This is a genomic window from Allofournierella sp. (assembly GCF_017889395.1).
Classification (GTDB): Bacteria; Bacillota; Clostridia; order Oscillospirales; family Ruminococcaceae; genus Allofournierella.
The window spans coordinates 1-12,944 of record NZ_JAGHKE010000074.1; the positions used below are offsets into that span (position 1 = coordinate 1).

Sequence of the window (12,944 nt, forward strand, 5' to 3'; positions counted from 1 at the left end):
GATGCAGCTGTTCAGCGCCATATTCTGGCTTTTGAAGGGGGCCACCCGCCAGCCGTCCTGCGCAAAGATGCGGCACAGCGCGGTGCAGAGCAGGCTTTTGCCCGCCCCGCTCATGGTGCCCTGAATCATAATACATTTTGCCTTAGCCATTTTCGCAGCCACACACCTTTCTGAGGGCAGCGATCAGCTGCCGGTTTTCCCGCCGGGTGCGCACCGCCACCCGGTACCAGCCCTTGTCAAGGCCGGGATAATTGGAGCAGTCCCGAATCAGCACGCCCAGCGTTCGCAGCGGGGCGGCCAGTTCCATTTCGCTGTACAGTAGCAGATAATTGGCACTGCCCGGCAGAACCCGCAGGCCCAGATCGGCCAGCTGACCGGCCAGCCAGGGCCGCTCCGTTTGAATGACCGCCCGCAGCCGGGCCACATACTTATGCTGGCCCAGAGCCGCAAGCCCCGCCTCCTGGGCCGGGCCGGACACCGCCCAGGGCTGGCCGCAGCGAGCCATGGCCTTCAGCAGGGCTTCGTCGCCGCACAGGCAGTACCCCAAGCGCAGGCCCGCCATGGCATACAGCTTGGTGAAGGCCTTCAAAATCAGCAGATTGGGGAACCGGTCCAGCTCCCCCTTCAGGGTGTGGGCTGCGGGATCGTCCAGCCAGTCGTTGAAGCACTCGTCCACCACCAGCAGGGTGCCGCAGACCTCGCACCGCTCCAGAATCTTTCGCAGCAGGTCCGTCTCGGTGAGCGCACCGGTGGGGTTGTTGGGCTCGCACAGAAACAGCATGTCCAGCTCGGGGGTGATTTTCTCCAGAATAGCGGGCATGACGGCAAAGCCGGTTTCTTCGGTGAGCAGATACCGCTTCACCCGGCAATCCACTGTCTCCAGCGCCTGCCCGTATTCCGCAAAGGTGGGCGCGGTGACAAGAGCCGTGCGGGGCTTTTTCGCCAGCACCACCCGGAAGATCAGATCCGCCGCGCCGTTGCCGCACAGGATCTGCTCCTGCTTCACATTCTCGTGCCGGGCCAGCGCCTCGGTGAGCCGACGGCAGAGGGGGTCCGGGTAACGGGCTGCCTGCCGGGCTGCCTTTGCCACAGCCCGCCGTACCGCCCAGGGCACTCCCAAAGGGCTCACATTGGCGGAAAAATCCAGCGGCGCGCGGCCATACTCGGCCTCAAAGCCCGCCCAGTCGCCGCCATGGGTCAGTTTTTGCTGCATTGCAGTTGATTCTCCTTTTTCTTATAAAGCCAGCAGCACCGCCCAGCGCACCGCCGCCAGCACCGCCAGACCCAACAGGCTGGCGGCCAGCATCATCCGGTTGGTGCGAGGGATGTCCTCCACCTCCACCGTGCGCAGCGCATCGCCCAGGGTGGGCTTTTCGTGCAGCTTGCCAAAGTACCAGGCCGGGCCGGCCAGCTGAACCCCCAGCGCACCCGCACAGGCGGATTCCGGCTGGGCTGCGTTGGGGCTGGCGTGCTTGCGCCGGTCCCGCCGCCAGATGCGCCAGGCGTTCGCCGCATTGTTTCCGGTGAAGAAGGCTGCGGCAATCCAGAACAAAGCGGACAGCCGGGCCGGGATGTATCCGGCCGCGTCGTCCAGTTTTGCGGCGGCCCGCCCGAAGTACAGGTATTTGTCGTTTTTGTAGCCCACCATGCTGTCCATGGTGTTGATGGCCTTGTAGGCCAGACCCAGAGGCGCGCCGCCGATGAGCAGGTAGAGCATGGGGGCGATGACTCCGTCCGAGAAGTTTTCCGCGATGGTTTCCACCGCTGCTTTGGTCACACCTTCGCTGGTGAGGGACTGGGTGTCCCGTCCCACCACACGGCTCACCGCTTTTCGGGCAGCAAGCAGATCACCTTTACAGAGCGGTTCGTACACATGCATGGTCTCCACCCGCAGATCCTTCATCGCCAGCGCCTGCCAGCACCACAGCACCTGCACCGCAAAGCCCAGCGCGGGATGAATCCGGCCTGCCAGCCAGATGACACCTGCGCTGAAAGCAAGCGTTCCCAGCGGCAGAACCGCCGCCAGCACCACGCCGCCCCAGAACAGAGCGCGAGGCGTATCCGGCAGAAGGCGGCGCAGCAGCCGTTCCAGCCGGGTAATGGCCTTGCCCATGTACACCACCGGGTGGGGCATCCAGCGGGGGTCGCCCAGAATCAGGTCGACACAAAAGCCCAGCAAAACAGCCAGTAAGATCGTCATACCTGCCCGCCCCTTTCATAGCACACCGTGCACTGGTATTCCAGCGTGTGGTCCTTGTGCCAACACTCGGCATCGGTGGTCACCAGATAGCCACCGCCGTTGGGGCCGCACCAGCTGTAATAATCCTTTTTGGGCAGGCCGTACTGCTCCATCAATGCCATCTGAGTACCGCCATGAGCCAGAATCACCAGCTCCTCCTCCCCGGCTGCTAAAGCATCCTCCAGCAGGCGACAGAAGGCCTCGCAGGTGCGCTGAGTGAACTCCGCCTTGGTCTCGCCGCCGGGGCAGCGGCCGGTGCAGTCCTCCCCCACCCAGGCAAGATAGTCCGGGTCCTTTTCCATCTCGATGTAGTTGCGGCCCTGAAACACGCCGAAGCACATCTCCTTCAGGTCCTCCACCTCCACCAGCCGGGCCTCCGGGAAAAGGATCTCGGCGGTGCGGCGGGCGCGAATCAGGGGGGAAACATATACCGCCTTGGGCGAAATCGGCGCTTTTTGCAGCCGGGCAAGGCCCTCGGCGCTCAGGGGGATATCCAGCGTGCCCTGATAGCGCTTTTGTTTGTTGTATTCCGTTTCGCCGTGGCGAAGCAGATAGATATTCATTCCGGTAATTCTCCTTTTAATAAGATGGGCAGACCGCAGAAGACCCGCACCACAGTATCCGCCCGCTGAGCCAGCAGGCAGGCTAGACGGCCCGCCGCTTCCCGGTCGGCCCGCTGCTTTGCATCCACCGGCACCACGCCGCCGCCCACCTCGGTGGCGATGACCACCGGCCAGGCTGCGAGCCGTTCCGCCAGTTCCTCCAGGGGTTGCTGCCCGGCCAGCTCCTGTACATCCCACACCGCATATCTGGCAAGCTTTTCCGCTTTACAGTTTAAAATGCGGCAGGCAAAGTCCCGTTTGCCCGCAAACAGCGGGCCTGTAATAAAAATCATAACGCTGCCTCCAACAGCTGCACCGCCACAAGGGCAGCCAGCATCCAAAGTTCCGCAGTCTGCAAAAACCAGCCTGCCAGATCGCCGGACAGGCCACCGAACTGCTTTTGGCTCATGCGGCGATAATAGACCAGCACCAGAAAAGCCGCTGCCGCCATGGCCGCGCCCTCTGCCCGACCCACCGCGCACATGCAGACCGCCAGCAGGATCGCCAGCACCAGCAGCACCCGTCGCACCGCCGCCCGGTCCGCCGAGGTGGCGAAGGTGTGGGCAAGGCCGGTGTTTTTGGCCAGCGGAAAGGTGGCCACCGCCCAGCCGGACAGCGCCCGGCTGAGTACAAAGCCCATCCCAAAGCAAGCAAGGGCCGGGCCGTCCAGCCGTACCGCAGTGCACAGCGCAAAGCTGGCCACAAACCAGACGCCCAGCCGGATCACCGCAAAGGCACCGCAGCGGGGGTCCTTTAAAATCTCCTGCTTTTTCTCCGGCGGCGCGCAGCTGGCCAGCGCGTCGCTGGTGTCGGCGTAGCCGTCCAGATGGATGCCCCCCGTGAGCAAAATGGGAATCAGACAGAGTCCCGCGCCTCGCAGCATTTCCGGCATGCACAGCCAATTGGCGGCAATCTGCCACAGCGCCTGCGCCAGTCCGATCACCACCCCGATCAGAGGCAGCGCGCACAATGCATACCGCATGTTGCGTGGCCCCCACACCGGCTGGGGCACCGGGATGGCGGAAAACATGGCAAAGGCCACCGCGATGGTCTCAAGCACGATCATGCAGATAGGGCTCCTTTCCTTTATAATACCGGGCAATGCCGCACTGTACCTCGCACACATTGTCCGCCCGGGCGGCCAGCTCCCGGTTGAGCCGGGCCAGCAGCCGCAGATATTCCAGGGTATCACCCTCGTAATCACTGCCGCCGCTGAACACCTCGTTGCTCACAAGAATCAGCTCGCTGCACTGGCTGCACAGCCTGTCCACCCCGTTCAGGATGGCACGGCAGGCATCCTCGCCCGCGCCCGCGGGATCATACCGCTCGTTTGCCGCCAGATTGCTCAGGCATTCCAGCAGCACTGTGCCTTTTTCCGGCAGCTGCAGGCCCGCCAGATTCAGCGGGCACTCCACCGTCTCAAAGCCCTTGCCCGCACGCATGGCCCGGTGCCGGGCGATGCGCTGGCGCGTCTCCTCGCCCCAGGGCTGCATGGTGGCAATGTAAAACCGGCGGGATACGGGCGCCGCCACTGCCAATCGCTCGGCGTATTCGCTTTTGCCGCTGGCCGCACCACCCACAATTAACGTGAACATGGCTCGCCTCCCTGGGGCTGGTAGGCCTCCATGCCATAATTTTCAAAGGTGTTGGATTCCTCGTACACCGCCTGGGCCATATCCAGCAGCGGCATGGCCGCCAAAGCACCGGTGCCCTCGCCCAGGCGAAGCCCGGCGGTAATCAGGGGATGCTTGTCCAGCGCATTCAGCAGCAGCGCACCCGCAGGCTCCGCCGATACATGGCTGGCCAGAATCGCCTTGCCCGCATCCGGGCAGAGACGCACCGCCAGCAGGGCTGCTGCCGCGCTGATGACGCCGTCCATAAGCACCGGCACCCCGAAGGCCGCGCCGCCCAGAAAGGCACCGCACATGCCTGCGATGTCAAAGCCGCCCAGCTTGGCCAGCACATCCAGCGGGTCTTCCGGGTCTGGTCGGTTGATTTGAATCGCCCGGCAGATGGCCGCTTTTTTGCGGACAAGGCCCTCGTCGGAAAGTCCCGCGCCCCGGCCGGTGATGGCCTCCGGCTCACAGCCCAGCAGCACGCTGGCCACTGCGCTGGCGGTGGTAGTGTTGCCGATACCCATTTCTCCAGTGGCCAGAAGGCCCACGCCCTGCTCCTTACAATCCTTCACCAGCAGCGCACCTGCCAGAATGGCCTGCTCAGCCTGAGCGCGGGTCATGGCCGGGCCCTGGGAAATATCGCCGGTGCCGTTGGCCACCCGCCGATCCAGCACACCGGGCTGCGGAATAAAATCCTTGATGCCCATATCCACCGGAATCAGCTTACAGCCTGCCCGCCGGGCCATCCGGCAGGCGGGGGTGGTACCCTCCGCAAAGCCGCGGGCCACCATGGCCGTTACCTCGCTGCCGGTCTGGGTTACCCCCTGGGCCACCACGCCATTATCCGCGCAGAAAACGAGTAAGGCTTTCTGTTCCAGATCAATGTCCGCCGAGCCGGTGACCGATGCGATCTGGCACAATGCGTCCTCCAGAAGGCCCAGGCTGCCCAGCGGCTTTGCACAGGCGTTCCAGCGGCGGCGGGTTTCCTGCTCCGCCCTTTCGTTTTTCGGCTCGATCTGTTTTAAAAGCTGTGCCAGTGTCACGCCTCTTTCTCCTCTCGCTTTGCATATTCCTTTGCCGCTGCCGCAAAGCGCTCGGCCAGCGGCAGGTCTCCGGCAAGATACAGGTGCGGGAATCCGGCATACAGGCTCTGGGTGGCAAAGCAGCAGCTCCACTGCCTGCCGCCGGAGGTCTTTTCCGCCTGCAGGGCCGCGCCATTCTCGGTGCTGTCCCAGCAATGGAACTCGTGGGCATTGGTGGTCTCGCCGGTGCGCAGCAGCATGCTGTCGCTGCGGGCGGTCAGACGATTGTAGCCGAACCGCACCAGTCCGCCGGTTTTATGGCCCGCGCCGGGCAGCACCCCGGCCATGGGCCAGGCGTCGCCGTTTGCGTCCTCCAGACTCTGGCCCAGATACAAAAAGCCGCCGCATTCCGCCACGGTAGGCATCCCTCGCTCCACCGCCGCCCGAATGGCATGCCGCATGGGGCGGTTCTCGCTGAGAGCCTTTGCGTGCAGTTCAGGATAACCGCCGCCCAGATACAGCCCCGCCGCACCGGCCGGAAGGCTCTCATCATGCAGCGGGCTGAAAAAGCGCAGCTGTGCCCCGGCCCGGCGCAAAGCGTCCAGGCTCTCTTCATAATAAAACTGGAAGGCCTCATCCCGGGCCACGGCGATCATCGGGCCATCCGCACAGGGCTGCTCCGCAATTGCGGGCCCCGACTGCCGCCCGGTCTGGTAGACTGCCAGAAAGCGGGGCCAGTCCAGTGTGGTTTCCAAGCAGGCGGCAATGGCCCGCACCCGCTGGGCCAGATCCTCCACCTCGCCGGCGGTGACCAGACCCAGATGCCGGCTGGACAAGGACGCCTGCTCCAGCTCGGGCAGATAACCCATCACCGGAACACCGGTCTCCTCTTCCAACATGGGCTTGAGCGCGGCATACAATCCGGCGCTGCAACGGTTCAAAAACAGGCCCCTGATGCGGCTGTCCTTCCGGAAGGAGAGCATCCCCTTCACCTGAGCCGCCAGCGTCAAACTGGAGCCGTAGGGGTGCAGCACCAGCAGCACAGGAAGTTCCAGCAGGCGGGCCACATCCCAGGCGCTGGCCTTGTCGCCGCCGAAGGTCATGCCGTCGTAAAAGCCCATCACACCCTCGCACACCGCCGCACCGCAGCCTGCCGGGTGGCGTCGGTACAGCTCCCGCACCCGCTCTTCCCCGGCGAGAAACGCATCCAGATTCCGGCTGGGCACCTGCAGCACCGAGCGGTGGAACATAGGGTCGATATAATCCGGCCCGCACTTGAAGGCCGCAGGGGCCAGGCCCCGGTCTTTCAGCGCCTGCAGCAGGCCGCAGGTGACAGAAGTTTTGCCGCTGCCGGAAGCCGGGGCGGCGATCATCACTTCGAGCATTGCTCCTCCTTATCCAAACAGCGGGCTTTGCCGCCGCACAGAGAAAAAGGCCTCTCCCGCCTTGCCGGATAGCAAAGCGAAGAAAGGCCCGGAAACGTACAACCCACACCGGCCCAGCAGCCGGTGTTTTGCCCTGCGCACGTTTGGTCCGTCCGGCGCGGGGCTTCCTGCCTTTGGCAGTGATTCGTCCGTCAGGCAGGTCTTCCGGCTCAGGCCTTGCGCGCACCGGCAGCGCCTTCCCGGGAAATAACTTCCCAGTGGCTTTTTCTGCCGGAGCTCAGCCTTTACGGCGGCGGTCCCGCATGGGCATTGCACCCATTTCCCTATTCTCCCGGACAGCCTTACACGGCCCCGGGCACCCGGCGGCGATTTAACCTATATACTATACCACAAAACCGGCTGTTTGTATAGGCAAAACGCTCATAAATTCAGGCAGTGCTGCCCGTAGGCTTTCGCCGGGCCAGGATGGCCTGCACCGCGTCCCACAAACCGAAGCGGAGCATCAGAAGGCAGTAAAGGCCGCCGGTGACCACACAGCCCAGCAGCAGCTGCGGCCAGTCGCCACTCACTCCCATCAGGCGCAAACTCCTCTGCCCCAAAAGCGCTGAGATCAGAAAGATCAAGGCAGGCTGCACAAACCACCGGTACCAGCGAGTGCGAATGCGTGCCACCTTCTCGATGCGGAAGATGTTCAGCAGCGCGGACAGCACGTTGGAGCAGATCATCACAAACAAAAAGCCCTTCATGCCCATGCGGGGCATGAGCAGAATCACCAGACCGATTCGAATCAGGGAATCCCAGATGCTGTAGCGGAAGGTAGCCACCTCCTCGCCCAGGCCCTTTAAGATGGAATCGCCCATGGCGTCCAGGTACATGCCCGGCAGCACCGGGGCCAGCACCGCCAGATAAAAGCCGATGGTCTCATCGTGGTAGAGAATGCGGCCCAGCGGGTAGGCATACAAAGCGATCAGGCCCCCGGCCAGCACCGAAAAGGTGGTGGTGAACAGCATGATGCGCCCCACCAGCGTTTCCAGCGTTTTCTGCCGTCCTAAAATGTGAGCTTCGGTGACCTCCGGCATCAGCAGGGTGGCCAGCGGAGTGAGGAAGGAAAACGGAAACAGCAGTATCGGCATGGCCATGCCCTTGAGTGCGCCAAACTGAGCCAGCGACTCCTCCCGGCTGCCCAGAAAGGCCAGCAGGCAGGCGGGAACCAGCGTGTTTTCCACCGTGTGGAGGGCACTGTCCAGGCAGCGGCCTCCTTCCACCGGGGCCAGAATGCGCCAGATTCGCCCGGAGGTGCCCCTGGGCACCTGGGCCGGGGCATCGCCGAAGGTCCGGTTCATATCCCGCTGGTAGTACCACATCACCAGCAGGGTAGATACAACCTCGCTGACCATGCTGCCCACCAGCACCGCAGCGCAGGCGTACTGCACACCCCGCTGCACCGCACCGGGAAGAATCAGCAGCACCAGGACAATACGGATGATCTGTTCAAAAATCTGACTGACCACATTGGGACCTACCTTGCGGCGGGCAAAGAAATAGCCTCGGGCCGCCGAGCCCACCGCCATGAAGGGCAGACTGGGTGCCAGCAGCGCCAGCGAGGGCGCGGCCCGTACATCCCCCAGCCAGAAACGGGCAGCAGGCCAGGCCAGGGCCAGCTGCACTGCCCCTGCCGTGAGGCCAAAGGTTAAGGCAAGCCCCATCACCCGGCCTAATACTCCCTTTGCCCGGCCGGGCTGCGGGCGTGCCAGCTCCTCCGCTGCCAATCGGGTGGCAGCTACCGAAACACCCGCGGTGGCCACCGTAATGCAAAGGCTGTAAAGCGTAAAGATCAGCTGATACAGGCCCATGCCCTCGGCCCCGATGCGTGCGGCGATGTATACCCGAAAAAACATGCCCGCCGCCCGCAGCCCCAGGCCGGTGATCGTGAGGATTGCCACATTCTTTAAATAGGTTTTTAGTCTGCCCATGGGCCCACCCTTTCTTTCGGCTCAAGCTGCCTGTTCCATGGGTATTCATTCGGGTGACAGAATATGCTTTGATGCGGCAATCGCTTTTGGTTTGTTGGCGGATTCTTTTCTTTTGTTGACAGGTGTGGTAAAATCATTAGCGGACACTTTCACTTTGCCCGTTCGCATTTGGCGGCGGGCCGCAGGAGGATTTACAATGATGATGGAAACCATTCAGCAGGCGGCCGACCTGCTGCGCAGACGCCTGCCCGAAACGCCCACTGTGGGCATCGTACTGGGCAGCGGTCTGGGCGGCCTTGCCGACCGCATCGAAGCACCGGTGTATGTGCCTTACAGCGAGATTCCGGGCTTTGCGGTCTCCACCGCGCCGGGTCATGCGGGCCGCTTTGTGGCCGGGCAGCTGGCAGGCAAGCAGGTGCTGTGCATGCAGGGCCGTCTGCATTACTACGAAGGCCACTCCATGCAGGACATCGTGTTCCCCATCCGGGTGATGAAGGCCCTGGGCGTGGAGACGTTGATCCTGACCAACGCCGCGGGCGGTGTGAACACCAGCTTCTCGGTGGGCGATTTGATGCTGCTGGAGGATCACATCAACTTCATGGGCGCCAACCCCCTGACCGGCCCCAACGATGAGGCCGTCGGCCCCCGCTTCTGCGATATGACCTTTGCCTACACCCCGGCGCTGCGTGAGCTTGCTGAGCAGGTGGCTGAAAAGCAGGGCGTTGCATTGCAGAAGGGTGTGTATCTGGGCTACATGGGCCCCAGCTACGAAACCCCCGCCGAAATTCGCGCCTTCCGCACCCTGGGTGCGGACGCAGTTGGCATGAGCACCGTGCCCGAGGTGATCGCTGCCAGCCATTGCGGCTTGAAAGTTCTGGCCATGAGCCTGATCACCAACATGGCCGCGGGCATTGAAAAGAAGAAGCTTTCCGGTGATGAAGTCATCGAGATCGCCAACCAGCGCGCACAGGTGCTGCAGAATCTGGTGAGCAGCATCATTGCCGAGCTGTAATAGAAAAAAGGAGAGAAACAAATCATGAGCGAATGTTCGCATGATTGCAGCAGCTGCAGTCAAAACTGCTCCAGCCGTCAGAACCCTCAGGATTTCCATGAGGCCCCCCACAAGCTGAGCAGCATTAAGAAGGTTATCGGTGTGGTAAGCGGCAAGGGTGGCGTCGGCAAGAGCATGACCAGCGCCCTGATGGCTGTGGAGATGCGCCGCCGTGGTTACGGCGTGGGCATCCTGGACGCCGACATCACCGGCCCCTCCATCCCCAAGCTGTTCGGCATCCATGGCCGCGCCATGGGCGACGAGAACGGCATCTGGCCCATCGAGAGCCGCATGGGCATTGATGTGATGAGCATCAACCTGCTGCTGGAGCACGAGGAGGACCCCGTTGTATGGCGTGGCCCCGTGATCGCCGGCGCGGTGAAGCAGTTCTGGCAGGACGTGATCTGGAAGGACGTGGACTTCCTGTTTGTGGACATGCCTCCGGGCACCGGTGACGTTCCCCTGACCGTGTTCCAGACCCTGCCCGTGGACGGCATCATCGTGGTTGCCAGCCCGCAGGAGCTGGTGAGCATGATCGTGGGCAAGGCCGTGAAGATGGCTCAGATGATGAACATTCCCATTCTGGGCGTGGTGGAGAACATGAGCTACGTGGAATGCCCGGACTGCGGCAAGCAGATCAAGGTATTCGGCGAAAGCCACGTGGACGAGGTTGCTGCCAAGTACAACATTCCCGTTCTGGCCAAGTGCCCCATCGACCCCAAGCTGGCAGAGTGTGCCGACCAGGGCCTGATCGAGGTGTATGGCGGCCAGTACCTGAATGCCGCAGCTGACGCGGTGCAGGCGCTGCTGAAGTAAGCTATCCTGGCTTATGGGAGGCGCCAAACCACCGAAGGAGTGGACCCGGATGTTCCGCGAGCACTTGACCGTCAGTTATCTGCTCGGCTTTCTTCTGATCGTGGCGGTGATCTTCATCGCCGGAGCCGTTTTCTGGTCCACCGCCTTATTCTGAACCGAATGCCCCGTGGCAAGCCGGGTGATTTTCCCGCCTGCCCGGGGCATTTTTTTATCTCACCAAGGAGGTATTTTTCCATGCACATTCCCGCCTGCGAAACGCGGCAGCTTGAGATTCTTACCTTTCAGCAAGCCATGGAGCACCGGGACCAGAGTGCCGAATACGACCGGAGCCGGTGGCTGTATATTCCGGACTTTTACTCGGAATACCGGTACATTTTAGGCACCGTGGGCAAGCGCCCGCTGATCACCATTGGCATCAACCCTTCCACCGCCGCTCCCGACGCGCTGGACAACACCCTGAAATCCGTGCAGCGCATCGCTCTGGGTAACGTTTTTGACTCCTTCATCATGTTCAATGTGTACGCCCAGCGAGCCACCAACCCGGACCAGATGGACAAGGAGTTCAACGAGCCTTTGCACCGGGAGAACATGAACGCCTTCCGCTGGGTGCTGGAGCGCAGCGGCGAACACCCGGCTCTGTGGGCGGCCTGGGGCACCATCATTGAAAAGCGCCCCTACCTGAAGCAGTGCCTGGCGGACATGATGGAGCTGGGCCAGCAGTTCGGCGCGGTATGGTATCAGGCAGGCAAGCCCTCGGTGAAGGGACATCCCCACCACCCGCTGTATCTGAAAAAGGATTCCGCTCTGGACCCCTTTGATGTGGCCGCTTATCAGGCAAGCCTGTAAAAGAACGCTGAACTCAAGTGATGAGTTCAGCGTTCTTTTATTGAATCAATTGGAAGTGCTCCGCCAGTGCGGCGCGCCCCAGCGGGGCATCGCCGGTTTGCAGCGCCTTCAGAATCCGGCGATGAGTGTCCAGCAGCGGAGCGCGGGTGGCCTCGTGCAGCTGGGCCAGCGTCTCCCGGCGGTAGAGCTCCCCCTGACTGGAAAGAGCCTCCATGATCACGGCGATGAGCTGGTTCTCCCCCGCCTCAATGCGCCCCCTGTGAAATTGGCGCTCGGCCTCCTCCAGCTGGTCCGGCTCCTGCGCCTGCTCCATAGCCTGCACCGCCTGTTCCATCGCCTGTATTGGCTGCGGAGGAGCAAGGCGCACCGCCCGTTCGTAAGCGGCACCTTCCAAACTTTCACGCAAGGTAAGGAATTCGCCCCGGTCACTCTGGCGAAGCAGCAGCATCATGGAAAGGATGGAGGAAAACCCCTGCCCGGCCTCGTTCACCAGAAAACTACCCTGCCCGTGCACACTGCGCACAAAGCCCATGTTTTCCAGCTGGCGCAGCGCCTCCCGCACCGAGTTGCGGCCAAGACCCAGCTCCGCCATCAGGCTGCGCTCAGAGGGCAGCTTCGCCCCCAAAGTTAGCTTGCCCTCCAGAATCTGGCCTTTCAGGTATTCCAGCACCAGATCGTAGGTACGGGCGGTAGATTTCTCCTCACTTGCCGGTGGCTTCGTTTTCATCCAGCAATCCCCTCCAGCGCAGATAGTTTAAAATCATTTCCACGCAGCCGTCCACGCCCAGAATCCCACTGTCCAGACAAAGCTCATAGCCCTCGGCCTGGCCCCACTGCTCACCAGTGAAATACTTGTGGAACTCAGTTCGTTCCTCGTCCACCTCCTGCATGCGTATCGCCGCCTTTTTCGGCGAGATGTTCTCCAGCTGGGCAATGCGCTGGCAGCGGATCTCGGGAGCCGCATGGATAAACACACTCACGGCGTTTGCATCCGGGCGGAAAATCACATTGCCGCACCGGCCGATCAGTACACCGCTGTGATCCTGCATCAAGGCGCGAATCCGGCGGAACACCGTCTCGCTTGTTACGGCAGGCTCCTCATTCATGGCAATGGCATAGAGCAGGCTGTTCACCGGCCGCTCCTCATAAAAGGCCTTGACCTCGCTGTAATCCGGCGTGCTGCGGGCAATGGACATCAGCTTTTCCTTATCGTAAAAATCCACACCCAGGCGCTCGGCCAGCTTTGCGCCCACCAGACGGCCGCTGCTGCCGTATTGACGGCCCACCGCCACGATCAATGGTTGTTTCATGGTTATCCCCTCCGCAGGTTACATAAATTGGGCAAACACCGAAGCGCCCACCACGGTGCACAGGCCCGCCACCGCAATGGCCAG

The 12,944-nt window shown here is 62.4% G+C and carries 14 protein-coding genes, 1 pseudogene and 1 riboswitch; of the genes and pseudogenes, 3 read left to right on the forward strand and 12 right to left on the reverse strand.

Annotation, left to right across the window (positions count from 1 at the left end; genetic code table 11):
- From J7G73_RS09905 to J7G73_RS09950, 10 genes and pseudogenes are all read right to left on the reverse strand, one after another.
- Positions 1–150 (reverse strand): annotated as a pseudogene (locus tag J7G73_RS09905) (cobyric acid synthase CobQ); the annotation flags it as partial.
- Entirely contained in the window at positions 143–1,213 is a 1,071-nt protein-coding gene (locus J7G73_RS09910; RefSeq protein ID WP_291246124.1) for a histidinol-phosphate transaminase, read from the reverse strand. The pseudogene J7G73_RS09905 and the gene J7G73_RS09910, both read right to left, overlap by 8 nt.
- A gap of 21 nt (positions 1,214–1,234) precedes the next feature.
- Positions 1,235–2,200: an adenosylcobinamide-phosphate synthase CbiB gene (cbiB, locus tag J7G73_RS09915; RefSeq protein WP_291246125.1), complete on the reverse strand. Its 966-nt coding sequence runs from the start codon at positions 2,198–2,200 to the stop codon at positions 1,235–1,237.
- Complete coding sequence (locus tag J7G73_RS09920) at positions 2,197–2,802, reverse strand: histidine phosphatase family protein (protein ID WP_291246126.1); 606 nt, start codon at positions 2,800–2,802, stop codon at positions 2,197–2,199. The genes cbiB and J7G73_RS09920 overlap by 4 nt, the downstream gene beginning before the upstream one ends.
- On the reverse strand, positions 2,799–3,134 hold the full coding sequence (locus tag J7G73_RS09925) for a bifunctional adenosylcobinamide kinase/adenosylcobinamide-phosphate guanylyltransferase (protein ID WP_291246127.1): 336 nt from the start codon (positions 3,132–3,134) through the stop codon (positions 2,799–2,801). The genes J7G73_RS09920 and J7G73_RS09925 overlap by 4 nt, the downstream gene beginning before the upstream one ends.
- Positions 3,131–3,907 carry an adenosylcobinamide-GDP ribazoletransferase gene (locus J7G73_RS09930; protein ID WP_291246128.1) on the reverse strand — a complete coding sequence of 259 codons (777 nt, stop codon included), beginning with the start codon at positions 3,905–3,907 and terminating at the stop codon, positions 3,131–3,133. Before J7G73_RS09930 ends, J7G73_RS09925 begins: the two co-directional genes overlap by 4 nt.
- Complete coding sequence (locus tag J7G73_RS09935; protein ID WP_291246129.1) at positions 3,894–4,436, reverse strand: bifunctional adenosylcobinamide kinase/adenosylcobinamide-phosphate guanylyltransferase; 543 nt, start codon at positions 4,434–4,436, stop codon at positions 3,894–3,896. The genes J7G73_RS09930 and J7G73_RS09935 overlap by 14 nt, the downstream gene beginning before the upstream one ends.
- A complete protein-coding gene (gene cobT / locus J7G73_RS09940) occupies positions 4,424–5,500 on the reverse strand; it encodes a nicotinate-nucleotide--dimethylbenzimidazole phosphoribosyltransferase (protein ID WP_291246130.1) in 1,077 nt (358 codons plus the stop codon). Before cobT ends, J7G73_RS09935 begins: the two co-directional genes overlap by 13 nt.
- On the reverse strand, positions 5,497–6,864 hold the full coding sequence (locus tag J7G73_RS09945; protein ID WP_291246131.1) for a cobyrinate a,c-diamide synthase: 1,368 nt from the start codon (positions 6,862–6,864) through the stop codon (positions 5,497–5,499). The genes cobT and J7G73_RS09945 overlap by 4 nt, the downstream gene beginning before the upstream one ends.
- Positions 6,865–7,040: 176 nt before the next feature.
- Positions 7,041–7,242: riboswitch (cobalamin riboswitch) on the reverse strand.
- Positions 7,243–7,292: 50 nt separating this feature from the next.
- Positions 7,293–8,837: a polysaccharide biosynthesis protein gene (locus tag J7G73_RS09950; protein ID WP_291246132.1), complete on the reverse strand. Its 1,545-nt coding sequence runs from the start codon at positions 8,835–8,837 to the stop codon at positions 7,293–7,295.
- Between the two features lie 196 nt (positions 8,838–9,033).
- Between J7G73_RS09950 and J7G73_RS09955 the strand changes: the two genes are divergently transcribed.
- The 3 genes from J7G73_RS09955 (at position 9,034) to J7G73_RS09965 (ending at position 11,550) form a co-directional block, all read left to right on the forward strand.
- A complete protein-coding gene (locus tag J7G73_RS09955) occupies positions 9,034–9,849 on the forward strand; it encodes a purine-nucleoside phosphorylase (protein WP_291246133.1) in 816 nt (271 codons plus the stop codon).
- A 24-nt stretch (positions 9,850–9,873) separates the two neighbouring features.
- The gene (locus J7G73_RS09960; RefSeq protein WP_164496674.1) at positions 9,874–10,704 is read left to right on the forward strand and encodes an Mrp/NBP35 family ATP-binding protein; all 831 of its coding nucleotides are present in this window, start codon (positions 9,874–9,876) and stop codon (positions 10,702–10,704) included.
- Between the two features lie 234 nt (positions 10,705–10,938).
- A complete protein-coding gene (locus tag J7G73_RS09965) occupies positions 10,939–11,550 on the forward strand; it encodes a DUF1643 domain-containing protein (RefSeq protein ID WP_291246134.1) in 612 nt (203 codons plus the stop codon).
- 37 nt (positions 11,551–11,587) lie between these two features.
- Here J7G73_RS09965 and J7G73_RS09970 read toward each other — a convergent pair whose 3' ends face one another.
- Complete coding sequence (locus tag J7G73_RS09970; RefSeq protein ID WP_291246135.1) at positions 11,588–12,277, reverse strand: FadR/GntR family transcriptional regulator; 690 nt, start codon at positions 12,275–12,277, stop codon at positions 11,588–11,590.
- Entirely contained in the window at positions 12,252–12,860 is a 609-nt protein-coding gene (locus J7G73_RS09975; protein ID WP_291246136.1) for an AAA family ATPase, read from the reverse strand. The genes J7G73_RS09970 and J7G73_RS09975 overlap by 26 nt, the downstream gene beginning before the upstream one ends.
- Between the last annotated feature and the right edge of the window lie 84 nt (positions 12,861–12,944).